The 24,276-nt window shown below is 61.0% G+C and carries 19 protein-coding genes; 8 read left to right on the top strand and 11 right to left on the bottom strand.

Annotated features, from left to right (window positions below):
* Positions 1–13: 13 nt before the first annotated feature.
* From SOP95_RS10785 to ppsA, 4 genes are all read right to left on the bottom strand, one after another.
* Positions 14–1,009, bottom strand: coding sequence for a zinc transporter ZntB (locus tag SOP95_RS10785; RefSeq protein WP_274073177.1), 996 nt, complete (start codon positions 1,007–1,009; stop codon positions 14–16).
* A gap of 22 nt (positions 1,010–1,031) precedes the next feature.
* Positions 1,032–1,523: a ribonuclease E activity regulator RraA gene (gene rraA / locus SOP95_RS10780; RefSeq protein ID WP_008061717.1), complete on the bottom strand. Its 492-nt coding sequence runs from the start codon at positions 1,521–1,523 to the stop codon at positions 1,032–1,034.
* A 137-nt stretch (positions 1,524–1,660) separates the two neighbouring features.
* Positions 1,661–2,650 carry an alpha/beta fold hydrolase gene (locus SOP95_RS10775; protein ID WP_274073176.1) on the bottom strand — a complete coding sequence of 330 codons (990 nt, stop codon included), beginning with the start codon at positions 2,648–2,650 and terminating at the stop codon, positions 1,661–1,663.
* A gap of 202 nt (positions 2,651–2,852) precedes the next feature.
* Positions 2,853–5,228, bottom strand: coding sequence for a phosphoenolpyruvate synthase (gene ppsA, locus SOP95_RS10770; RefSeq protein WP_274073175.1), 2,376 nt, complete (start codon positions 5,226–5,228; stop codon positions 2,853–2,855).
* Positions 5,229–5,402: 174 nt separating this feature from the next.
* Here ppsA and ppsR point away from each other — a divergent pair, with 174 nt between their 5' ends.
* The gene (ppsR, locus tag SOP95_RS10765) at positions 5,403–6,221 is read left to right on the top strand and encodes a posphoenolpyruvate synthetase regulatory kinase/phosphorylase PpsR (RefSeq protein WP_008048584.1); all 819 of its coding nucleotides are present in this window, start codon (positions 5,403–5,405) and stop codon (positions 6,219–6,221) included.
* Between the two features lie 118 nt (positions 6,222–6,339).
* On the opposite strand, the gene prpD is transcribed toward ppsR, so the two are convergent.
* The 6 genes from prpD to SOP95_RS10735 all read right to left on the bottom strand — a co-directional run bounded on the left by prpD (position 6,340) and on the right by SOP95_RS10735 (position 14,861).
* Positions 6,340–7,824, bottom strand: a complete 1,485-nt coding sequence (prpD, locus tag SOP95_RS10760) for a 2-methylcitrate dehydratase (protein WP_323607087.1) — start codon at positions 7,822–7,824, stop codon at positions 6,340–6,342.
* 115 nt (positions 7,825–7,939) lie between these two features.
* Positions 7,940–9,130 carry a 2-methylaconitate cis-trans isomerase PrpF gene (prpF, locus tag SOP95_RS10755; protein WP_274073173.1) on the bottom strand — a complete coding sequence of 397 codons (1,191 nt, stop codon included), beginning with the start codon at positions 9,128–9,130 and terminating at the stop codon, positions 7,940–7,942.
* 66 nt (positions 9,131–9,196) lie between these two features.
* Complete coding sequence (gene acnD / locus SOP95_RS10750) at positions 9,197–11,791, bottom strand: Fe/S-dependent 2-methylisocitrate dehydratase AcnD (RefSeq protein ID WP_274073172.1); 2,595 nt, start codon at positions 11,789–11,791, stop codon at positions 9,197–9,199.
* A 204-nt stretch (positions 11,792–11,995) separates the two neighbouring features.
* Positions 11,996–13,123: a bifunctional 2-methylcitrate synthase/citrate synthase gene (gene prpC / locus SOP95_RS10745; protein ID WP_274073171.1), complete on the bottom strand. Its 1,128-nt coding sequence runs from the start codon at positions 13,121–13,123 to the stop codon at positions 11,996–11,998.
* A gap of 134 nt (positions 13,124–13,257) precedes the next feature.
* Positions 13,258–14,148, bottom strand: a complete 891-nt coding sequence (prpB, locus tag SOP95_RS10740; RefSeq protein WP_274073170.1) for a methylisocitrate lyase — start codon at positions 14,146–14,148, stop codon at positions 13,258–13,260.
* The gene (locus tag SOP95_RS10735; RefSeq protein WP_172668661.1) at positions 14,145–14,861 is read right to left on the bottom strand and encodes a GntR family transcriptional regulator; all 717 of its coding nucleotides are present in this window, start codon (positions 14,859–14,861) and stop codon (positions 14,145–14,147) included. The genes prpB and SOP95_RS10735 overlap by 4 nt, the downstream gene beginning before the upstream one ends.
* 303 nt (positions 14,862–15,164) lie before the next feature.
* Here SOP95_RS10735 and rloA point away from each other — a divergent pair, with 303 nt between their 5' ends.
* The 4 genes from rloA to pabB all read left to right on the top strand — a co-directional run bounded on the left by rloA (position 15,165) and on the right by pabB (position 19,756).
* On the top strand, positions 15,165–15,701 hold the full coding sequence (gene rloA, locus SOP95_RS10730) for a retropepsin-like aspartic peptidase RloA (protein WP_323607086.1): 537 nt from the start codon (positions 15,165–15,167) through the stop codon (positions 15,699–15,701).
* A 5-nt stretch (positions 15,702–15,706) separates the two neighbouring features.
* On the top strand, positions 15,707–17,242 hold the full coding sequence (gene rloB, locus SOP95_RS10725) for an osmotic stress tolerance membrane protein RloB (RefSeq protein WP_274073169.1): 1,536 nt from the start codon (positions 15,707–15,709) through the stop codon (positions 17,240–17,242).
* Positions 17,242–18,228 carry an alpha-L-glutamate ligase-like protein gene (locus SOP95_RS10720; RefSeq protein WP_274073168.1) on the top strand — a complete coding sequence of 329 codons (987 nt, stop codon included), beginning with the start codon at positions 17,242–17,244 and terminating at the stop codon, positions 18,226–18,228. The genes rloB and SOP95_RS10720 overlap by 1 nt, the downstream gene beginning before the upstream one ends.
* A gap of 190 nt (positions 18,229–18,418) precedes the next feature.
* Positions 18,419–19,756: an aminodeoxychorismate synthase component I gene (pabB, locus tag SOP95_RS10715; protein ID WP_323607085.1), complete on the top strand. Its 1,338-nt coding sequence runs from the start codon at positions 18,419–18,421 to the stop codon at positions 19,754–19,756.
* Between the two features lie 84 nt (positions 19,757–19,840).
* Here the strand turns inward: pabB and thrH are convergent, their stop codons facing one another.
* Positions 19,841–20,458: a bifunctional phosphoserine phosphatase/homoserine phosphotransferase ThrH gene (thrH, locus tag SOP95_RS10710; protein ID WP_323607084.1), complete on the bottom strand. Its 618-nt coding sequence runs from the start codon at positions 20,456–20,458 to the stop codon at positions 19,841–19,843.
* Positions 20,459–20,621: 163 nt separating this feature from the next.
* Here thrH and SOP95_RS10705 point away from each other — a divergent pair, with 163 nt between their 5' ends.
* From SOP95_RS10705 to SOP95_RS10695, 3 genes are all read left to right on the top strand, one after another.
* Positions 20,622–21,362 (top strand): phosphoadenylyl-sulfate reductase, encoded by a 741-nt coding sequence (locus tag SOP95_RS10705; protein ID WP_274073165.1) that lies wholly within the window; start codon positions 20,622–20,624, stop codon positions 21,360–21,362.
* A gap of 578 nt (positions 21,363–21,940) precedes the next feature.
* On the top strand, positions 21,941–23,482 hold the full coding sequence (locus SOP95_RS10700; protein WP_274073164.1) for an NCS1 family nucleobase:cation symporter-1: 1,542 nt from the start codon (positions 21,941–21,943) through the stop codon (positions 23,480–23,482).
* Positions 23,483–23,538: 56 nt separating this feature from the next.
* A complete protein-coding gene (locus SOP95_RS10695; protein WP_323607083.1) occupies positions 23,539–24,267 on the top strand; it encodes an aspartate/glutamate racemase family protein in 729 nt (242 codons plus the stop codon).
* The last annotated feature ends 9 nt before the right edge of the window (positions 24,268–24,276 follow it).

Below are 24,276 nucleotides of genomic sequence, written 5' to 3'. Positions count from 1 at the left end.
ACATGGCGCATTTTCAAACCCAGCGCAAACGTCGGAATAACCACCACTGCCCAAGCGCCACCGAGATCATCAGCAGGCAGGCGACGAGGAAGCCATAGGGGCTCTCCGAAAATGGAATGCCTCCGACGTTGATCCCCAGAAGACCGGTCAGAAAACTCATCGGCAAAAATATCCCGGTGATGATGCCGAAGCGATACATCGTGCGGTTCATGCGCACGCTCAATCGTCGGTCTTCAGCCTCCAGGACCAGCCCCACCCGCTCCCGCGTCAATTCAAGCTCTTCCAGATAGCGGGTCAGGCTGTTGTTCAATTCGTTCCAGTAATCGCCGTCGTCCTCGACGAACCAGGGCAGCTTGATCCGCGTCAGTTGACCAAAAATGTCCCGTTGCGGAGCGAGAAAGCGCTTCAACGCAGCGGCTCGGCGACGGATCTGTAAAACGGCGCCGTGCTCGGGCGTGTACCGTTCGTCGGAATCCAGCTTTTCTTCTTCCTCATCGACCACTTCCGAGAGGCAGCTGACCAAGTCCTGCACCTTGTTGGTGAGGTACTGGGCCATGTAGAGAATGAGTTCGGAGGCGGTTTTCGGCCCCTTGCCCTCCTCCAGCTGCACCAGCAGTTCTTCGGTGGCGCGCAACGGACGCAAGCGCAGGGAAATCACCCGCTGGGCGGAGGCGAAGATCCGCACCGACACCATGTCTTCAGGCTCGGCCCCCGGATTGAGGTTGACCCCGCGTAAAAACAGCAGCAGTTCGCTGTCCGAAAGCGCGAGAAGGCGCGGGCGGGTGTTTTCTTCCAGCAAGAGGTCGCAGCTGAACTCACTCAGGCCACTGGACTTGCGCAGCCAGGTCTGGGTCTGCGGGTGACTGCGATCCCAGTGCAGCCACAGGCTTTCGTGAGCCTGCAGCTGCAATTCGTCGAGTTCTGTCCGGGCTATCGAACGCGCACCGCCTTTACCGTCCAGCACCAGGGCATGTACCAGCCCCCATTGCGCGTTTTCTTCCTCGAACATCCGCATTCCTTGGCTCAAAAAATTACTCAGGCATCTTCAGCGGGCTGGGCGAGACGATCACGCCGTTGTTGTCCGCATAGATGTAGTGGCCAGGATGGAAGGTCACGCCGGCGAAGGTCACGGCAACGTTCAGGTCGCCAATGCCGCGCTTGTCGGTCTTCATCGGGTGGCTGGCCAATGCCTGGACCCCCAGGTCGGTTTGCGCGATGACGTCGACATCGCGGATGCAACCGTAGATCACCAGCCCTTCCCAGCCGTTTTTCGCGGCTTTCTCGGCGATCATGTCGCCCAGCAATGCACGGCGCAGGGAGCCACCACCATCGACTACCAGCACCTTGCCATTACCCTTGAGTTCGGCTTGTTCCTTGACCAGCGAGTTGTCTTCGAAGCACTTGATGGTCACGATCTCGCCGCCGAAGGAATCCCGGCCACCGAAATTGCTGAACATCGGTTCCAGCACCTGCACCAGCTCCGGGTAGGCGTCGCACAGGTCAGGCGTGAGGTAATGGTTCATCGAGAAACTCCTGTAAAGAGGAAGAAAGCACGAACATCACTACTGATTCAGTCACCGAAAATGACCGGAACAGCTCAATGCGTCATATCTTAGCCGCATGCCGACCAGAGCGAAATGCCCTTGATAGAGCGTCCAGCTTAGATCGCCGCGGCCAAATCCGCTTGATCACCGAGCAATGGCCTGTGCTGATCCGTCAACCAGCGCGCTACCAGGGGCCAGACTTCAGCCTGGGCGGCCTTGCTGACCAACATTTCCACATGACCGAAATTATCGGCAAAACCCTGCTCGCGTCCCAGGTTGATAAATTGCTTGTGCTCGGAACCCAGCTGATCAAACAACTTGCGACACGCCCAGGCCGGGTCCTGATGATCGCCTGCGGCGCTCACCGCCAGCACTGGCACCTTGACCTCGGCCAGCCCCGCCCACCAGTCCTTGTCGGCGTCGCCAAAGCGCCCGAACAGACCGTACCAGCGCATGCTTTCCAGGGCCAGGCCGATCGGCTCGTCCTCCGGGCCACGCTTGAGCCGTGAACCGGACAGCTGGGCAAAGCGCTTGAGGATGAAACGACCGCTCCATTCCACCGGTGGAATCTTCAGCGGCCAGTAGGTGCGGCTGACTTGCGTGCCAAAAAACGCCGCGGAAGCGACCACGGGTTCGCCAATGTATTCACCCCCCAGTGCGGCCGCCAGGGTAATGCCACCCAGCGAATGGCCGATCCAGTGCGGGACCTGGCCGCTCTGCTCGCGCACGAAGGCGCCAATGGCGGGCAGATCGTATCGCGCGTAGTCGGCAACACGGTTCTTGCGATAGTTCTGGTTGCGCTGGGACAGCCCGTGACCGCGCATTTCCGCGATCCAGACATCGAACCCCAGGCGCGTCAGATAGGCACCCAGGCCCAGCCCCTTGGGGGAGAACCAGAAACGTCGATTGGAAAAACTGCCGTGTAAAAGGATCACCGGCACGCCACGGGATGCCGGCTCATCAGCCATGCCGAGGCGCGTCACCGCCAGCTCTACGGTGCCGTCGGGGCTATTACCGGGTTTCAGCCGGTAGACATCTTCGCTCAGATCGCCGCGCCGCTCGGCGCTGATCAGGGCGACAGGAAACAGGTTGCTGCTGCTTTGCATAATCTCTTGCACAAAAAAGGGCGGCATCCGGAGGAGCCCGCCCTACTTGAAATCTCAAAACAGACCGCCCCCCTCTGTAGGAGCGAGCTTGCTCGCGAAGAACTTCAGGACACCACGTTTATCCAGGATAAACGCGTCATCGTTGACGTCCATCGCGAGCGAGCTCGCTCCTACAGAGAGAGAGCGGCCCGTTCACACCGGATCAGGCCTGCGCCTGACCCTCAGCCAGGAAGAACCAGGTTTCCAGAACGGAATCGGGGTTCAACGAAACGCTTTCGATGCCCTGCTCCATCAGCCACTTGGCCAGGTCCGGGTGGTCCGAAGGACCCTGGCCGCAGATGCCGATGTACTTGCCAGCCTTGTTGCAGGCGGCAATGGCGTTGGCCAGCAGCTTCTTCACCGCCGGGTTACGCTCGTCGAACAGGTGCGCGATGATCCCGGAGTCACGGTCCAGGCCCAGTGTCAGCTGGGTCAGGTCGTTGGAGCCGATAGAGAAGCCGTCGAAGAACTCGAGGAACTCTTCCGCCAGGATCGCGTTGGACGGCAGTTCGCACATCATGATGATGCGCAGACCGTTGTCGCCACGGGCCAGGCCGTTTTCGGCCAGCAGATCGATCACCTGGCTGGCTTCGCCCAGGGTACGGACGAACGGCACCATGATTTCGACGTTGGTCAGGCCCATCTCGTTGCGCACGCGCTTGAGGGCACGGCACTCGAGTTCGAAGCAGTCACGGAACGATTCGCTGATGTAACGCGAAGCGCCGCGGAAGCCCAGCATCGGGTTTTCTTCTTCCGGCTCGTAGAGCTTGCCGCCGATCAGGTTGGCGTATTCGTTGGACTTGAAGTCCGACAGGCGCACGATGACCTTTTTCGGCGTGAACGCTGCAGCCAGGGTGCTGATGCCTTCGACCAGCTTGTCGACGTAGAAGTCGACCGGATCGTTGTAACCGGCGATGCGCTTGTCGACGCTTTCCTTGATGTCCTGCGGCAGACCGTCGTAGTTCAACAGCGCTTTGGGGTGCACACCAATCATGCGGTTGATGATGAATTCCAGGCGGGCCAGGCCCACACCGGCGTTCGGCAGCTGGGCGAAGTCGAAGGCGCGGTCCGGGTTGCCGACGTTCATCATGATCTTGAACGGCAGGTCCGGCATGGCGTCCACGGAGTTCTTCTTGATGTCGAAGCCCAGTTCGCCTTCGAAGATGAAACCGGTGTCGCCTTCAGCGCAGGAAACGGTCACGCCCTGGCCGTCTTTCAACAGCTGGGTGGCGTTGCCGCAACCGACCACGGCCGGGATGCCCAGCTCACGGGCGATGATCGCCGCGTGGCAGGTACGGCCGCCACGGTTGGTGACGATGGCGCTGGCGCGCTTCATGACCGGTTCCCAGTCGGGGTCGGTCATGTCGGACACCAGTACGTCGCCTGGCTGGACCTTGTCCATCTCGGACACGTCCTTGATGATGCGGACCTTGCCGGCGCCGATGCGCTGGCCAATGGCACGGCCTTCGACCAGCACGGTGCCGGTCTCTTTCAACAGGTAACGTTCCATGACGTTGGCCTGGGTGCGGCTCTTCACGGTTTCCGGACGGGCCTGCACGATGTACAGCTTGCCGTCGTCACCGTCCTTGGCCCATTCGATGTCCATCGGGCACTTGTAGTGCTTCTCGATGATCATCGCCTGCTTGGCCAACTCGCTGACTTCGGCATCGGTCAGGCAGAAACGCGCGCGTTCGGCCTTGTCGACGTCGACGGTCTTGACCGAACGACCGGCCTTGGCTTCGTCGCCGTAGATCATCTTGATGGCTTTGCTGCCCAGGTTGCGGCGCAGGATCGCAGGGCGACCGGCGGCCAGCGTGCCTTTGTGGACGTAGAACTCATCCGGGTTCACCGCGCCTTGTACGACGGTTTCACCCAGGCCGTAGGCGCCGGTAATGAACACCACGTCACGGAAACCCGACTCGGTGTCGAGGGTGAACATCACGCCGGCAGTGCCGGTTTCGGAGCGGACCATGCGCTGCACACCGGCCGACAGGGCGACCAGCTTGTGGTCGAAGCCCTGGTGCACGCGGTAGGAAATGGCGCGGTCGTTGAACAGGGAAGCGAACACCTCTTTGGCGGCGCGAATGACGTTTTCGACGCCACGGATGTTCAGGAAGGTTTCCTGCTGGCCGGCGAAGGAAGCATCCGGCAGGTCTTCGGCGGTAGCGGAAGAGCGCACGGCCACGGCCATGTCAGGGTTGCCGGCGGACAGCGTGGCGAACGCGGTGCGGATTTCGGCATTCAGTTTTTCCGGGAACTCGGCTTCCATGATCCATTGGCGGATCTGGGCACCGGTCTTGGCCAAGGCATTGACATCGTCGACGTCCAGGGCGTCGAGGGCGGCATGGATCTGATCGTTCAGGCCGCTCAGTTCGAGGAAATCACGATAAGCCTGAGCGGTCGTGGCGAAGCCACCGGGCACCGATACACCGGCACCCGCAAGATTGCTGATCATCTCGCCCAGGGATGCGTTCTTGCCCCCCACGTGCTCAACGTCGTCTTTGCCGAGCTTGTCGAGGGAAACTACGTACTCTACCAAGGTGATCTCTCCACTAACTGTGTTGGAAAAGCTCAGAAACCGGCGGCTCAAGGGAGCGTTTGCCAGTTGTATGGCCTGGACCTGGAAAATAAGTGAGAATGCGGGCCATTGGCGGCCGGCAAATCGCGCCTATCATATCCAAGATTCGTCACTAGCTTAAGGCCCAAGGTGCAAATGAAACGATCTGCTTTCTTTATCTCCGATGGCACGGGCATTACCGCCGAAACCCTCGGCCAAAGCCTTTTGGCGCAGTTCGAAAACATTACCTTCAGCAAAGTCACGCGGCCGTACATCGACAACGTGGACAAAGCGCGGGCCATGGTACAACAAATCAACAAAGCCGCCGAAACCGACGGCTTCCGTCCGATTATCTTCGATACCATCGTCAATCAGGACATTCGTGAGATCCTCGCGACTTCCAATGGTTTCATGATCGACATTTTCTCGACCTTCCTGGCGCCCCTTGAACAGGAACTGACCGAGCATTCTTCCTATACCGTGGGCAAATCCCACTCTATCGGTGCCAACACCAATTACATGGAGCGTATCGAGGCGGTGAACTTCGCCCTCGACAACGACGACGGTGCCCGCACGCATTATTACGACAAGGCCGACCTGATCCTGGTCGGCGTATCGCGCTGCGGCAAGACCCCGACCTGCCTGTACATGGCCATGCAATTCGGCATCCGCGCGGCCAACTACCCGCTGACCGAAGACGACATGGAGCGCCTGCAACTGCCCAGCGCCCTGCGTGCCCACCAGCACAAGCTGTTTGGCCTGACCATCGACCCGGACCGCCTCACCGCGATCCGCAACGAGCGCAAGCCCAACAGCCGCTATTCGAGCTACGCCCAGTGCGAATTCGAAGTGCGCGAGGTGGAAAACCTGTTCCGCCGCGAGAACATTCCGAACATCAACTCCACGCATTTTTCCGTGGAAGAGATCTCCGCGAAGATTCTTGTGGAGAAAGGTGTGGAGCGGCGCTTCAAGTAGTTCTCTTTTGCCTGTTCTGGCCTCATCGCCAGCAGGCTGGCTCCCACAGTTGATCTGCGGTGAACACAGATCAATTGTGGGAGCCAGCCTGCTGGCGATTGAACGATGACGCGGTCTCCTAGATAACAAACAAGTCTACAAACCGGTTAACCGGTGTCGCCTCAAGCCTCTGCTGATCCTTGCACAGATCAAAAATCTCCTTACTGCGCTGCCCGGTGAATCGCGTCAGCAGGTTCGCCCTGAACTTGTCCTCCAACAATGGAATGCCCTCGGCACGCCGCCGACGATGACCGATCGGATACTCCACCACCACGTTCTCGGTGCTGGACCCATCCTTGAAAAACACCTGGACGGCATTGGCGATCGAGCGCTTGTCGGCCTCCAGGTATTCGCGGGTGAAGCGCGGATCTTCGACAATGACCATCTTGTCGCGCAGCACATCGATGATCGGATGCGCCTTGTGAAAATCATCTTCGTAGTACTCGGCGACCAGGTTGCCGAACGCCAGTGGCACCGCGGTCATGTACTGGATGCAGTGATCGCGGTCAGCGGCATTGGCCAGCGGGCCGACCTTGGAAATGATGCGGATCGCCGATTGTTGGGTGGTGATGACGATCCGGTCGATTTCATGCAGGCGATTGCGCACTAGCGGGTGCAGGGTCACCGCAGCCTCACAGGCCGTCTGTGCGTGGAACTCGGCGGGAAAACTGATCTTGAACAGCACGTTTTCCATCACATGACTGCCGTATGGCCGCGAGAAGCTGAAACCACGCTGGTCTTGCGGCTTGAGCGCCAGGTCGTTGTTGGTGTGACTGAACAGCACGTCGTAAAAACCCCATTGTTTGGCACTCAACACGCCTGGAATGCCCATCTCGCCACGCAGGGCGATGTCCGCCAGGCGCACACCTCGGCTGGAGGCATCCCCCGCCGCCCAGGATTTTCGCGAGCCGGCATTTGGTGCATGGCGATAGGTTCGCAATGCCTGGCCGTCAGCGAACGCATGGGACAACGCCGAGAGCAACTGCTCGCGGTTGGCACCCATGAGCTTGGCGGTGACGGCGGTGGAAGCGACTTTCACCAGAATGACGTGATCGAGGCCGACACGGTTGAACGAGTTTTCCAACGCGATCACGCCCTGGATCTCATGGGCCATGATCATCGCTTCAAGCACCGTGCGCACGGTCAGCGGCGCTTCGCCATTGGCCAGGCGCTTTTGCGACAGGTGGTCAGCCACGGCGAGGATGCCACCGAGGTTATCCGACGGATGACCCCATTCGGCGGCGAGCCAGGTGTCGTTGTAGTCGAGCCAACGCACGATGCAGCCGATGTCCCACGCTGCCTTGACCGGGTCGAGTCGGTAACTGGTGCCAGGCACGCGGGCGCCGAACGGCACGACGGTGCCTTCGACCATAGGCCCCAGGTGCTTGGTGCACTCGGGAAAACGCAAGGCCAGCAGGCCGCAGCCGAGGGTGTCCATCAGGCAGTTGCGGGCAGTGTCGAGGGCTTCCAGGGAGTCGATCTTGTAGTTCAGTACGTAATCGGCAATGTCCTGCAGGACCTGGTCGTAGTCGGGGCGGTTGTTGAGGTCAACGTTGGCGCTCATGTTCGATTCACCTTGTAGGAGCTGGCTTGCCAGCGAAAGCGGTGTCACAGATAACAATGATGTTGAATATGACGGCCTCTTCGCTGGCAAGCCAGCTCCTACAGGGGGTGCGTCGTTAGAACGAATCGCCCGGCACGCGGACGTAACCTTCCATCAACACCCGTGCACTGCGGCTCATGATGGCCTTGTTCACGGTCCATTCGCCGTTGACCTGGCTGGCTTCGGCGCCGACGCGCAAGGTGCCCGACGGATGACCGAAGCGCACCGCGTTGCGTTCGACGCCGCCCGCCGCGAGGTTGACCAGGGTGCCGGAAATCGCTGCTGCCGTGCCGATCGCCACTGCCGCCGTGCCCATCATCGCGTGGTGCAGCTTGCCCATGGACAGTGCGCGTACCAGCAGGTCGACATCCCCCGCCGCAACCGTCTTGCCGCTGGACGACACGTACTCCGCCGGCTTGGCCACGAATGCCACTTTCGGCGTGTGCTGGCGCTTGGCTGCTTCGTCGACGTTGGATATCAGGCCCATGCGCAGTGCCCCGTAGGCACGGATGGTTTCGAACATCAGCAACGCTTTCGGATCGCCGTTGATCGCGCCTTGCAATTCGGTGCCCTTGTAGCCGATGTCTTCGGCATTGACGAAGATGGTCGGGATACCGGCGTTGATCATGGTTGCCTTGAAGGTCCCGACGCCCGGCACTTCCAGGTCATCGACCAGGTTGCCGGTAGGGAACATCGAACCGCCACCGCCCTCTTCTTCCGCTGCCGGGTCGAGGAATTCGACCTGCACTTCCGCCGCCGGAAAGGTCACGCCGTCGAGTTCGAAATCGCCGGTTTCCTGCACTTCGCCGTTGGTGATCGGCACGTGGGCGATGATGGTCTTGCCGATGTTGGCCTGCCACACACGCACCACGGCAATGCCGTTGTGCGGGATGCGGCTGGCGTCCACCAAGCCGTTGCTGATGGCGAACGAACCGACCGCCGCGGTCAGGTTGCCGCAGTTGCCGCTCCAGTCGACGAACGGCTTGTCGATCGACACCTGACCGAACAGGTAATCGACGTCGTGATCGGCCTTGATGCTTTTCGACAGGATCACGGTCTTGCTGGTGCTGGACGTCGCGCCGCCCATGCCGTCGATCTGCTTGTCGTACGGATCGGGGCTGCCGATCACGCGCAGCAACAAGGCATCGCGGGCCGGGCCTGGAACCTGTGCGGCCTCGGGCAAGTCCTTCAGGCTGAAGAACACGCCTTTGCTGGTGCCGCCACGCATGTAGGTGGCTGGAATTTTAATCTGAGCTGCGTGAGCCATGGTGCTCGTTACTCCTGATCTGAAAGCAGACACGGGACTCAAGGTCCCGTGTCTGTGCTGCGTGTGTTAGACGGCTACCGCCGATTCCTCGAGGAAGTCCTGGGCGAAGCGTTGCAACACGCCGCCAGCCTCGTAGATCGACACTTCTTCAGCGGTGTCGAGGCGGCAGGTCACCGGCACATCGACGCGCTCGCCGTTCTTGCGATGGATCACCAGCGTCAGCTCGGCACGCGGGGTGCGGTCGCCGATCACGTCGTAGGTTTCGCTGCCGTCGATGGCCAGGGTGTGACGGTTGGTGCCCGGCTTGAACTCCAGCGGCAACACGCCCATGCCCACCAGGTTGGTGCGGTGGATACGCTCGAAACCTTCGGCGGCAATCGCTTCGACACCGGCCAGACGTACGCCCTTCGCTGCCCAGTCGCGGGACGAACCCTGACCGTAGTCGGCGCCGGCGATGATGATCAGCGGCTGCTTGCGATCCATGTAGGTCTCGATGGCTTCCCACATGCGCATCACTTTGCCTTCCGGCTCGACGCGAGCGAGGGAGCCCTGCTTGACCTTGCCGTTTTCCAGAACCATTTCGTTGAACAGTTTCGGGTTGGCGAAGGTTGCGCGCTGCGCAGTCAAATGGTCGCCCCTATGAGTCGCGTAGGAGTTGAAGTCCTCCTCCGGCAGGCCCATTTTTGCCAGGTATTCGCCGGCGGCGCTGTCGAGCATGATCGCGTTGGATGGCGACAGGTGGTCGGTGGTGATGTTGTCCGGCAGTACCGCCAGCGGGCGCATGCCCTTGAGCGGACGTGCGCCGGCCAGTGCGCCTTCCCAGTACGGCGGACGGCGGATGTAGGTGCTCATCTCGCGCCAGTCGTACAGCGGCGCGACTTTCGGGCCGGTGTCTTCGTGAATGGCGAACATCGGGATGTAGACCTGGCGGAACTGCTCCGGCTTCACCGAGGCTTTCACTACGGCGTCGATTTCTTCGTCGCTCGGCCAGATGTCTTTCAGGCGGATTTCCTTGCCGTCGACGACGCCCAGCACATCCTTCTCGATATCGAAACGGATGGTACCGGCGATCGCGTAAGCGACGACCAGCGGCGGCGAAGCGAGGAAAGCCTGCTTGGCGTACGGGTGGATCCGGCCGTCGAAGTTACGGTTGCCGGACAACACAGCCGTGGCGTACAGGTCACGGTCGATGATCTCTTGCTGGATCACTGGGTCAAGCGCGCCGGACATGCCGTTGCAGGTGGTGCAAGCGAAGGCCACGACGCCGAAACCGAGCTGTTCCAGCTCATCGGTCAGGCCGGCTTCGTCGAGGTACAGGGCGACGGTTTTCGAGCCCGGTGCCAGGGACGACTTGACCCAAGGCTTGCGGGTCAGGCCGAGCTTGTTGGCGTTGCGTGCCAGCAGGCCGGCGGCGATCACGTTGCGCGGGTTGCTAGTGTTGGTGCAGCTGGTGATGGCGGCGATGATCACCGCGCCGTCCGGCATTTGGCCCGGCACATCGTCCCACTGACCGGAGATGCCTTTGGCAGCCAGGTCCGATACCGCGACACGGGCGTGCGGGTTGCTCGGGCCGGCCATGTTGCGCACTACCGAAGACAGGTCAAAGGTCAGGCCGCGCTCGTATTGCGCGCCTTTGAGGCTGTCAGCCCACAGGCCGGTGGTCTTGGCGTAGTTCTCGACCAACTGCACCTGCTCGTCTTCACGACCGGTGAGCTTGAGGTAGTCGATGGTCTGCTGGTCGATGTAGAACATCGCCGCGGTGGCGCCGTATTCCGGAGCCATGTTGGAGATGGTTGCGCGGTCGCCCAGGGTCAGCGCCGCGGCGCCTTCACCGAAGAACTCCAGCCATGCACCCACGACTTTCTGCTTGCGCAGGAACTCGGTCAGCGCCAGCACCATGTCGGTGGCGGTGATGCCCGGTTGCAGCTTGCCAGTCAGTTCAACGCCAACGCTTTCCGGCAGGCGCATCCAGGAGGCGCGGCCGAGCATCACGCTTTCGGCTTCCAGGCCGCCAACGCCGATGGCGATCACGCCCAGCGCATCGACGTGCGGGGTGTGGCTGTCGGTGCCGACGCAGGTGTCAGGGAAGGCTACGCCGTCACGTACCTGGATCACCGGAGACATTTTCTCCAGGTTGATCTGGTGCATGATGCCGTTGCCTGGCGGGATCACGTCGACGTTCTTGAACGCCTTCTTGGTCCAGTTGATGAAGTGGAAACGGTCTTCGTTGCGACGGTCTTCGATGGCGCGGTTCTTCTCGAACGCCTCCGGATCGAAACCACCGCGCTCGACGGCCAGGGAGTGGTCGACGATCAGTTGCGTCGGTACCACCGGGTTCACTTGCGCTGGATCGCCGCCTTGCAGGGCGATGGCGTCACGCAGGCCGGCGAGGTCGACCAGTGCGGTCTGGCCGAGAATGTCGTGGCACACCACACGGGCCGGGAACCACGGGAAGTCGAGATCGCGCTTGCGTTCGATGAATTGCTTGAGGGATTCGGTCAGCGTGGCCGGGTCGCAGCGACGCACCAGGTTTTCCGCCAGCACGCGGGAGGTGTACGGCAGGGTGTCATAGGCGCCGGGCTGGATGGCCTCGACCGCCGCGCGGACGTCGAAGTAATCCAGGTGGCTGCCGGGCAGCGTTTTACGGAATTCAGTGTTCATCGTCAGGACTCGGGTCACGGTAGTTACAAAGGGTGGGGCCTGGCACAGCTCCCGAATTGAACACAGACCTCTGTAGGAGCCGGCTTGCCGGCGAATGCGGTGGGTCAGCAACAACAATGTTGAATGACAAACCGCCTTCGCTGGCAAGCCAGCTCCTACAGGGTCACCGGTTCATTCAGTGACCTGGGCAGGCATTCCCACCATTCAGCGTTGTTCGATTGGCACGAACTTGCGCTGTTCGACGCCGGTGTACTCGGCGCTCGGGCGGATGATGCGGTTGTTGGCACGTTGTTCGTACACGTGGGCCGCCCAGCCGGTCAGGCGCGAGCAGACGAAGATCGGTGTGAACAACTTGGTCGGGATGCCCATGAAGTGGTACGCCGAGGCATGGTAGAAGTCGGCGTTCGGGAACAGCTTCTTCTGCTCCCACATGGTCTTGTCGATGGCTTCGGAAACCGGGAACAACACCGTGTCCCCCACTTCGTCGGCAAGTTTTTTCGACCAGGCCTTGATCACTTCGTTACGCGGATCGTTGTCCTTATAGATCGCGTGACCGAAGCCCATGATCTTGTCCTTGCGCTCGAGCATGCCGAGGGTGCCCTTGATCGCGTCTTCCGGCGACGAGAAGCGCTCGATCATTTCCATCGCCGCTTCGTTGGCGCCGCCGTGCAACGGGCCACGCAGCGAGCCGATGGCCGCGGTGATGCACGAGTACAAGTCAGACAGGGTCGACGCGCAAACACGGGCAGTGAAGGTCGAGGCGTTGAATTCGTGCTCCGCGTAGAGGATCAGCGAAACGTTCATCACCTTGACGTGCAGCTCGCTCGGCTTCTTGCCGTGCAGCAGGTGCAGGAAGTGGCCGCCGATGGACTGCTCGTCGCTCACGCATTCGATGCGCTTGCCTTCGTGGCTGAAGCGGTACCAGTAGGTCATGATCGCCGGGAAAGCAGCCAGCAGGCGGTCAGTCTTGTCGTGCTGCTCGGAGAAGTCGTTCTCCGGCTCCAGGTTGCCCAGGAACGAGCAGCCTGTGCGCATCACGTCCATCGGGTGGGCGTCGGCGGGGATGCGTTCCAGCACTTCTTTCAGCGCTTGCGGCAGGTCACGCAGCTTGCTCAGCTTGGTGATGTAGGCGTTCAGTTGCGCCTTGCTCGGCAGTTCGCCGTACAGCAGCAGGTAGGCGACTTCTTCGAACTGTGCGTCAGCCGCCAGTTCACGAACGTCATAACCACGATAGGTCAGACCGGCACCCGACTGGCCCACGGTGGACAGTGCGGTTTGCCCGGCAACCTGGCCACGGAGCCCGGCGCCACTGAGTACTTTTGCTTCGGCCATTTCTGCCTCCAATATTTTTGAATTTGTCAGGGAATCGGCAAATTGTGATTCATCAGGTCTTTTGGGTGTTGCCGAAAAGATCGCAGCCTCGTTTCACTCGACAGCTCCTACAGGGGAAAGCGATCTTTTGATCTTCATTTCTTCGCAGCAAACAACGCATCGAGCTTCTGCTCGAAGGTGTGGTAGTCGATGCGATCGTAAAGCTCCATGCGGGTCTGCATGGTGTCGATGACATTCGCCTGCGTGCCATCGCGGCGTAGCGCGGTGTAGACGTTTTCCGCGGCCTTGTTCATGGCGCGGAAGGCCGACAGCGGGTACAGCACCAGCGATACATCCGCTCCAGCAAGCTGCTCGGTGGTGTACAGCGGCGTCGCGCCGAATTCAGTGATGTTGGCCAGGATCGGCGCTTTCACACGGTTGGCGAACAACTTGTACATGTCCAGTTCGGTGATGGCTTCCGGGAAAATCATGTCGGCGCCAGCTTCGATGCACGCAGCGGCGCGATCCAGAGCAGATTCCAGGCCTTCCACCGCCAGGGCGTCGGTACGGGCCATGATCACGAAGCTGTCATCGGTACGGGCATCGACCGCCGCCTTGATGCGATCGACCATTTCCTGCTGGGTCACGATCTCTTTATTAGGACGGTGACCGCAACGCTTGGCGCCAACCTGGTCTTCGATGTGAATCGCCGCCGCGCCGAACTTGATCATCGACTTCACGGTACGGGCCACGTTGAAGGCCGAGGAACCGAAACCGGTGTCCACGTCCACCAGCAGCGGCAGGTCGCAAACGTCGGTGATACGGCGCACGTCGGTCAGCACGTCATCCAGGCCGGTGATGCCCAGGTCCGGCAGGCCGAGGGAGCCAGCAGCCACCCCGCCACCGGACAGGTAGATCGCCTTGAAACCGGCGCGCTTGGCCAGCAGCGCGTGGTTGGCGTTGATCGCGCCGACCACTTGCAGTGGATGCTCGCTGGCGACCGCATCGCGGAAACGCTGGCCTGGAGTGCTCTTGTTCAAACTCATGACTCACCTCGTTTGGCTGTCGGGTTGGCGCCGTCCTGGTAATGACGGGCGATGTTGCGTTTGGAGGCGCCGATGTGACGGCGCATCAACAACTCGGCCAGTTCACCGTCACGGTCGGCGATGGCATCGAGAATTCGGTGGTGCTCGGCGAACGCCTGGTGTGGGCGATTGGGCGTGCTGGAAAACTTCATGCGGTACATGCGCACCAGTTGATACAGCTCGCCGCAGAGCATTTGCGTCAGGGTGCGGTTACCGCTGCCCTGGATAATCCGGTAGTGGAAGTCGAAATCGCCTTCCTGCTGGTAATAGCCGCGACCGGCCTGGAAGGCCTCGTCGCGCTCGTGGGTTTCGAGGACGCGACGCAGTTCGTCGATTTCTTCGACGCTCATGCGCTCGGCGGCCAGACGACAGGCCATGCCTTCAAGGGATTCGCGGATTTCGTAGAGCTCGATCAACTCGGCATGATCGAGCGACACCACCCGCGCCCCGACGTGCGGCACGCGCACCAGCAGGCGCTGGCCTTCCAGACGGTGGATGGCCTCGCGTAGCGGGCCGCGGCTGATGCCGTAGGTCCGGGCCAGCTCCGGCTCGGAGATTTTGCTGCCGGGGGCAATATCGCCCTTGACGATGGCCGCCTGAATACGCCGGAAGACGTTCTCGGAAAGCGTTTCCGAGTCGTCCTGAACGATGAGCGGGGGATCCAGTTGATCCAACATATTGTCGACACCTTGAAAGCCAGTGCCGCAAAAACTAACCAAAACAGGCGCGCCAGTCAAAGGATAATTCGATATTGTCGACAATCGTCTAATAACCGACTGCACCATAACCAAGCAGGGCCCTCTGTTTATAGCCGCCCCCCACCGGTGGCGCCATAAACCCACCGTGCTAGAATGCCGCCCGCATTTGTCTGTCACATCTGCACGGCTTGTCATAAGTAGCTGATAGGCCTACGAGGGAGCTTGCGCAGTGATGCCAGGGCCTTGAACCGAAATACGCACCGCTGCGCACCAGGATTTATGAGACTCAAGCCCTTCTCCACACTCCTTTATTGTCTTTGCCTGCCAGGTTTGGCCGTGGCGGGGGAAAAGACCGTCTATGGCCTCAACGAATACGCATCCTTGGGCGGTATCGACCTGGAAGTGGCTGCCAAACTCGATACCGGCGCGAAAACCGCGTCCCTGAGTGCCCGCGACATCAAGCGTTTCAAACGCAATGGCGAGTCCTGGGTACGTTTCTACCTGGCCATCGACGCCGCCCATTCGCACCCGATCGAACGACCGCTGGCCCGTGTCAGCAAGATCAAGCGCCGGGCTGGTGACTACGATCCGGAAGAGGGCAAGAAGTACACCGCCCGTCCGGTGATCGAGCTGGATATCTGCATGGGTTCAGCTTTACGCAGCATAGAAGTGAACCTGACCGACCGAAGCGCGTTCCAATACCCGCTCCTAATCGGCTCCGAAGCGCTCAAACGCTTCGATGCGCTGGTCGACCCCAGTCTTAAATACGCTGCCGGCAAACCCGCCTGCGCCACCGACGCTCATACCGCCGAGTAATTCAAATGCGCTCTCTTACCCTTCATCTGAAAATGCTGATCGCCATCCTGGTGGTGTTGGGCATTTCAGTCACGGCCTACCAGATTTTCGTACTCGGCATTCCCGTGACCGAAGACGCCACCGACGACTTGTGGAACATCGACGCCAAGGTCGAGTTCGTCGCCAGTGCCAAGGACCCGGTCAAGATCCAGATGTTCGTGCCGCCGCTGAGCCGCGATTACGTGAGCCTCAACGAAAGCTTCATCTCCAATAACTACGGCGTGGCCGTGAACCGGGTCGACGGCAACCGCAAGGTCACCTGGTCGGCGCGCCGGGCCAAAGGCAACCAGACCCTTTATTACCGCCTGGTGCTGACCAAGCGCTACACCGCCGAAAAAGCCAAGATCAAGGGGCCGACCTTCCGCGACAGCATTGCCCTGGAGGGCCCTGAGAAACTCGCCGCCGAAGCGCTGCTGGCGCCGATTCGCCAGCACTCGGCCGACGTCGAGACCTTCATCAGCGAAGCGATCAAGCGGGTCAACAACAGCAACGACGACAATGCCAAGATGCTCCTGGCCGGCGACCCGACGCCGGCGCACAAGGCGAAGATCGTCGAACTGCTGCTGTCCATCGCCCACGTGCCGGTGGAAAAGGTCCACACCATTCGCCTAGTGGCCGACCAGCCGCAAACCCCGGAACTCTGGCTGCGCAGCTTCAACGGCACCGACTGGCTGTACTTCAACCCGGAAACCGGCGAACAGGGCCTGCCGACCGACCGCCTGCTGTGGTGGACCGGCGACGAAAACCTGATCACCGTCGACGGCGGCAAGAAGGCCACTGTGACCTTCAGCATGAACAACAGCGAAATGAACGCCATTCGCCTGGCCAAGCTGACCGACGAAAATACCGACGCCAACTTCCTCGAATACTCGCTGTACGGCCTGCCGCTGCAAACCCAGCAGACCTTCATGATCATGGTGATGATCCCGATCGGCGTGCTGGTGATCCTGATCCTGCGCAACCTGATCGGCCTGCAGACCCTCGGCACCTTTACCCCGGTACTGATCGCCCTGGCCTTCCGCGAAACCCAGCTCGGCTTCGGCATCGTGCTGTTTACCATCATCACGGCGCTGGGGCTGTCGCTGCGCTCCTACCTTGAACACCTGAAGCTGCAAATGCTGCCGAGGCTGTCGGTGGTACTGACGTTCGTGGTGGTGTTGATCGCGGCCATCAGCCTGTTCAGCCACAAGCTCGGCCTGGAGCGCGGACTGTCGGTGGCGTTGTTCCCGATGGTGATCCTGACCATGACCATCGAACGCCTGTCGATCACCTGGGAAGAACGCGGCGCCAGCCATGCCATGAAAGTGGCGATCGGCACCCTGTTCGCGGCCTCCCTGGCGCACCTGATCATGAGCGTGCCGGAACTGGTGTACTTCGTATTCACCTTCCCGGCGATCCTGCTGATCCTGGTGGGCTTCATGCTGGCCATGGGTCGCTATCGCGGCTACCGCCTGACCGAGCTGGTGCGCTTCAAGGCCTTCCTGAAGAAGGCTGACGCCTGATGTTCGGCTTCTGGAAGACCTGGAAAGCCCTGGAAGCCCGGGGCATCATGGGCATCAACCGGCGTAACGCGGACTACGTGCTCAAGTACAACAAGCGCAGCCTGTACCCGATCGTCGATGACAAGATCATCACCAAGGAACGGGCGATTGCCGCCGGCATCCACGTGCCGCAGCTGTACGGGGTGATCTCCACCGAGAAGGAAATCGACAAGCTCGACGAGATCATCGACGGGCGCAACGATTTCGTGATCAAGCCGGCCCAGGGCGCGGGCGGCGACGGCATCATCGTCATCGCCGACCGCTTCGAGGGCCGTTATCGCACGGTGTCCGGCAAGATCATCAGCCACGAAGAGATCGAGCACCATGTCTCGAGCATCCTGACCGGGCTGTACTCCCTTGGCGGGCATCGCGACCGGGCACTGATCGAATACCGGGTGATTCCGGACCAGATCTTCAAGAGCATCAGCTATGAAGGCGTGCCGGACATCCGCATCATCGTGCTGATGGGCTACCCGGTGATGGCCATGCTGCGCTTGCCCACCCGCCAGTCGGGCGGCAAGGCCAACCTGCACCAGGGCGCCATCGGCGTCGGTGTCGACCTGGCCACCGGCCTGACCCTGCGCGGCACCTGGCTGAACAACATCATCGCCAAGCACCCGGACACCACCAACGCGGTTGACGGCGTGCAACTGCCCTACTGGGACGGCTTCATGAAACTCGCCGCAGGCTGCTATGAGCTGTGCGGGCTGGGTTACATCGGTGTCGACATGGTGCTGGACCAGGAGAAAGGCCCGCTGATCCTCGAGCTCAACGCCCGGCCGGGGCTGAACATCCAGATTGCCAATGATTGCGGCCTGACGTTGCGCACCCACGCGGTCGAGGCGCGGCTGGAAGAGTTGAAGGCCCGGGGTGTGACCGAAACCGTCGAAGAGCGGGTAGCGTTCGTGCAGGAGATGTTTGGGCATATTCCGCCGGTCGAGGGCTGAGTTCCTCCTTGTAGGAGCGAGCTTGCTCGCGATGGACGTCAACGATAACGCGTGCTTCCTGGATGTACGCGTTGCTCTCAGGTTCATCGCGAGCAAGCTCGCTCCTACATGTACCCGACATCCCTCTAGGAGCAATTCCCCGAGAGGACTACAATCGCCACCCCGCCTCGATGGCTGATCTCCCTCGCCCATGCTGACCTGTTCCGTACACCCGCTGCCCTATCGCGCCAATCCCGCCGACTACTTTGCGGCCATTCGTCATGCCCCCGGTGCCGTGCTGCTCGACAGCGGCCGCCCGAGTGCCGAGCGCGGGCGCTTTGACCTGCTCAGCGCCTGGCCGCTGGAACAACTGGCGGTCGCGCCTGACGAACGTGGCAGCGATTTCCTGCAACGCCTGCGGGACAATCTGACGCGCCTGGGCGAAGCGACACTACCCAATGACCTGCCGTTCGCCGGTGGCCTGATCGGCTACCTGAGCTACGATTTCGGCCGCCACCTGGAAAACCTGCCGAGCCGGGCCCTGGATGACCTGCATTTGCCGGATGCGCGGTTCGGCCTGTACGACTGGGCGCTGATTAGCGATCACCAGCAGGCCACCAGCCAACTGGTGTTCCACCCGACGCTGGCCGACAGCGAACGTCAGCGCCTGATCCAGCTGTTCAGCCAGCCAGCCGTTGCCGTGGGCGAGCCGTTCAGGTTGCAGGCGCCAATGCAGGCCGACCTGAGCGCTGAGCAGTATTGCCAGGCGATCGAACGCATCCAGCAATACATCCAGGCCGGTGACTGCTACCAGGTCAACTTCGCCCAACGCTTCCGCGCGCCCTGCCAGGGTGATCCATGGACGGCGTATTGCGCGTTGCGACAGGCGTGCCCCACTCCGTTTTCCGGCTTCCAGAGCCTGCCCGACGGCGGCGCGGTGCTGAGCCTGTCACCGGAACGCTTCGTCAAAGTCACAGAGCGCCTGGTTGAAACCCGCCCGATCAAAGGCACGCGCCCACGGGGCCTCACGCCAGGCGAAGACGCGGCGAACGCCGCCGAACTGCTGGCCAGCCCCAAGGATCGCGCGGAAAACCTGATGATTGTCGACCTGCTGCGCAACGACCTCGGCCGCACCTGCCGCACCGGCTCGGTTCGCGTGCCTGAGTTGTTCAGCCTGGAAAGCTACCCGAATGTGCATCACCTGGTGAGCAGCGTGACCGGCGAACTGGCGGCTGATCGGGATGCGCTGGACCTGATCGCCGGCAGCTTCCCGGGCGGCTCGATTACCGGCGCGCCGAAAATTCGCTCGATGCAGATCATCGACGAGCTGGAACCCACTCGACGCGGACTGTACTGCGGTTCATTGCTGTATCTGGACGTGCGCGGCGAGATGGACAGCTCAATCGCCATCCGCAGCCTGCTGGTCAAGGATGGGCAGGTGTGTTGCTGGGGCGGTGGCGGAATCGTCGCGGACTCCGAGTGGCAGGCCGAGTATCAGGAATCGATCACCAAGGTGAAGGTGCTGCTCGACACCCTGCAAAGCCTTTAAAACATCGCCAGCAAGCCGGCTCCTACAAGGATTGCGACGATCCTGTAGGAGCTGGCTTGCCAGCGAAGGCGTCCGAGCAGACGACTACAGACTCAAGGCCCGATTCGAAGCCTTGATGAACTCCTGCTTCAACTCTTCAAACGTGTGCACCGCCGGGAACTGCGGGAATTCGGCGATCACATTGTCCGGCGCATGGAACAGAATCCCGGCATCCGCTTCGCCCAGCATCGTGGTGTCGTTGTAGGAATCACCCGCCGCAATCACCCGGTAGTAAAGGCTCTTGAAGGCCAAGACCGACTGACGCTTGGGATCTTTCTGACGCAACTGATAGTCAGTAACGCGCCCGCTGTCGTCAGTGATCAGACGGTGGCAGAGCAAGGTCGGGAAGCCCAGCTGACGCATCAGCGGCTGGGAGAACTCGTAGAAGGTATCCGACAGAATCACCACCTGGAAGCGCTCGCGCAGCCAATCGACGAACTCGACGGCACCGTCCAGCGGCTTGAGCGTCGCGATCACTTCCTGGATGTCGGCGAGCTTCAGGCCGTGTTCGTCCAGAATCCGCAAACGCTGCTTCATCAGCACGTCATAGTCGGGAATGTCCCGGGTGGTGGCCCTGAGGGATTCGATCCCGGTTTTTTCCGCGAAGGCGATCCAGATTTCCGGGACCAGCACACCTTCAAGATCCAGACAGGCAATTTCCACAAGACACTCCCATTGGTATTGTTTATTGAGTCGAGCGAGCCCGAACTCTAGCGATAACTCCCCCACCACGCAACGCAGAGGACGCCCCGGCCAGTGCCGCTTTTTGTTACCATCGGCCCCATATAGAGCGCCAAGCGCCACCGACCTGTAGGAAGCCGCCCTGATGAGCCCAACGTTCGACGTCGTGGAACTCGCCACGACCTATGCCAATAAATCCGCCCAGGACATCCTCAAACTCGCCTTTGCCGAGTTTGGCGATGAGCTGTGGATATCTTTCAGCGGCGCCGAAGACGTGGTGCTGGTGGACATGGCCTGGAAGCTGAACAAGAACGTCAAGGTGTTCAGCCTCGACACCGGCCGCTTGCATCCCGAGACCTACCGCTTCATCGATCAGGTGCGCGAGCACTACAAGATCGACATCGAACTGGTGTCACCGGACTACACCAGGCTGGAACCGTTCGTGAAGGAAAAAGGCCTGTTCAGTTTCTACAAGGACGGCCATGGCGAGTGCTGCGGCATCCGCAAGATCGAGCCGCTGCGTCGCAAGCTGTCTGGCGTGAAGGCCTGGGCCACCGGCCAGCGCCGCGACCAGAGCCCCGGCACGCGCAGCGCCGTGGCGGTGATGGAAGTCGATACCGCGTTCTCCACCCCGGAACGCACCCTGTACAAGTTCAACCCGCTGGCACAGATGACCAGCGAGGAAATCTGGGGCTACATCCGCATGCTCGAACTGCCGTACAACAGCCTGCACGAACGCGGTTTCATCAGCATCGGCTGCGAACCGTGCACCCGCCCCGTGCTGCCGAACCAGCACGAGCGTGAAGGCCGCTGGTGGTGGGAAGAAGCGACCCAGAAAGAATGCGGATTGCATGCAGGCAATATCATCAGCAAGTCCAAGGCCTGATCTCTCTGCAAATCCCCCTGTAGGAGCGAGCTTGCTCGCGATGAACCCTGGAACGCCGCGGGGTATCAGACACCCCGCGTTATCGTTGACGACCATCGCGAGCAAGCTTGCTCCTACAGGATTCGTGACCGAGCCGAAAAATGTGTACACAGGAATGTCACCATAGGTGCCATTAATGTGTGCACTTTTAATTTCCACGCCCCAAAAAGTTACATCCTCCTTTCCTGACTTCCCCAGTCGACCAAACCCAACAATCCCGCTGAAAAATAAATACCTGTTCAAACGGTCAATTTATATTTCCATTTTTTCAATAACTTGGAGAAAAACCATAACAAAACGAAATGAGCAGCGCATTTCATATATCTCCCGACTGGCACGCATCTCGCTTAAGTGCATACATGTTTTGTATACAATAAAGCCAAAACATAAAAACACTTAGATCCGCAAGCCTGAAGCGCCCTATCCCGTACAGGCTGCAGATGCCCCGTAACCAATGATATTCGCCACCCGCGACGAAGATTGCCGAGCAAAGGCTCAAGCACAGTCATCGCGGCGTCGAGCATCAGGAGCCTGCCGGAATGCGTACAAGTCTCTCCAATAACAATGTCGCGCTGGATCTACCCTCCTCCCACGTCACCCAGACAGCTTTTGGGCAATCGCTTGAATCCTCTGTCGTGCTCAGCCCCCGCCTGCACAACAAGGACCTGGCGCCAACGAAGGCGGAAGGCCGGCGCTGGGGTCGCTACAGCATCTTCGCGTTGTGGACCAACGATGTGCACAACATCGCCAACTACTCGTTTGCCATCGGCCTCTACGCCCTGGGCCTGGGCGGCTGGCAGATTCTCCTGTCCCTGGGCATCGGAGCGGCGCTGGTGTATTGCTTCATGAACCTGTCGGGCTACATGGGCCAGAAAACCGGCGTGCCATTTCCGGTCATCAGCCGCATCAGTTTCGGCATCCACGGGGCACAGATTCCCGCTTTGATCCGCGCCGTGATCGCCATCGCCTGGTTCGGCATCCAGACCTACCTGGCCTCGGTGGTCTTTCGGGTGTTGCTGACCGCCATCCATCCCGGTTTCGCCGAGTACGACCACGACTCGATCCTCGGTCTGTCGACACTGGGTTGGGTGTGTTTCGTCTCGATCTGGCTCGTGCAGCTGGCGATCCTCGCCTATGGCATGGAGATGGTGCGGCGCTACGAAGGGTTTGCCGGGCCGGTGATCCTGCTCACCGTCGCCGCCCTTGCCGCCTGGATGTACTTCCAGGCCAATGCGACCATCGCCTGGTCGATCCGCGAGCCGCTGAGCGGTGGCGAGATGTGGCGCAATATCTTTGCCGGCGGAGCGTTGTGGCTGGCGATCTACGGCACGCTGATCCTCAATTTCTGCGACTTCGCCCGCTCTTCGCCGTGCCGCAAGACCATCAAGGTCGGCAACTTCTGGGGCCTGCCGGTGAACATCCTGGTCTTCGCCGCCATCACAGTCCTGCTCTGTGGCGCGCAATTCCAGATTAACGGCCGGATCATTGAAAGCCCGACCGAGATCATCGCCTCGATCCCCAACACCTTCTTCCTGGTCCTGGGTTGCCTGGCGTTCCTGATCGTCACCGTGGCGGTCAATATCATGGCCAACTTCGTCGCCCCGGCCTTTGTCCTCAGCAACCTGGCGCCCAAGTACCTGACGTTCCGCCGTGCCGGGCTGATCAGCGCGACCATTGCCGTGCTGATCCTGCCGTGGAACCTCTACAACAGCCCACTGGTGATCGTCTACTTCCTCTCCGGCCTCGGCGCCCTGCTCGGCCCGCTGTACGGCGTGATCATGGTCGACTACTGGCTGGTGCGAAAAGGCCAGGTCAACGTGCCGCAGTTGTACAGCGAAGACCCCAACGGCGCCTATTACTACAGCCGCGGGGTCAACCTGCGCGCGGTGGTGGCCTTCATTCCCGCCGCGCTGATCGCCATCGTCCTGGCGCTGGTACCGGGTTTCCACCTGGTGTCGCCGTTCTCCTGGCTGATCGGTGCCGGGATTGCCGGGATGCTCTACCTGATCATCGCCAAGCGCCAACCCCACTACGCCGACGTCAGCGGTGAAGCCATCGCCGTGGACAACGTCAGCCATTAACTCCCTCGCGGCCCGACAGTATCGGGCCGCTGAACCACCCGTTATAAGGACTTCCCATGCGCATTCTCGTGGTCAACGTCAACACCACCGAATCCATCACCCAGGCGATCGCCCGCTCGGCCCAGGCCGTGGCCGCGCCCGGCACGGAGATCGTTGGCCTGACGCCCTACTTCGGTGCCGACTCGATCGAAGGCAACTTCGAAAGCTACCTGGCTGCCATTGCGGTGATGGACCGGGTCATGGCCTACGACCAGCCTTTCGATGCGGTGATTCAAGCCGGCTACGGCGAACACGGCCGCGAAGGCCTGCAGGAATTGGTCAACGTACCGGTGGTCGACATCACTGATGCGGCCGCGAGCACCGCGATGTTTCTCGGTCACGCCTACTCGGTGGTCACCACCCTCGACCGCACCGTGCCGCTGATCGAAGACCGCCTGAAACTGTCCGGGCTCTGGGACCGCTGCGCCTCGGTGCGGGCCAGTGGCCTGGCGGTGCTGGAACTGGAGCACGAGCCGCAACGCGCGCTGGAAGCCATCGTGCATCAGGCTGAACTGGCGGTGACCCAGGACAAGGCCGAAGTGATTTGCCTGGGCTGCGGCGGCATGGCCGGGCTGGATGAGCAGATTCGCCTGCGCACCGGCGTGCCGGTGATCGATGGCGTGACCGCGGCGGTGACCATCGCCGAATCGCTGGTGCGGCTGGGGTTGTCGACGTCCAAGGTGCGCACTTATGCGACACCGCGGCCGAAGAATATCGTCGGCTGGCCTGGGCGGTTTGGGCGCTGAATTCCCAAC

Source organism: Pseudomonas sp. YuFO8 (assembly GCF_035065025.1).
GTDB classification, from domain to species: domain Bacteria; phylum Pseudomonadota; class Gammaproteobacteria; order Pseudomonadales; family Pseudomonadaceae; genus Aquipseudomonas; species Aquipseudomonas putida_AE.
The sequence above is the reverse complement of the archived record's forward strand: the minus strand, read 5'-3'. Positions and strand labels throughout refer to the sequence as shown.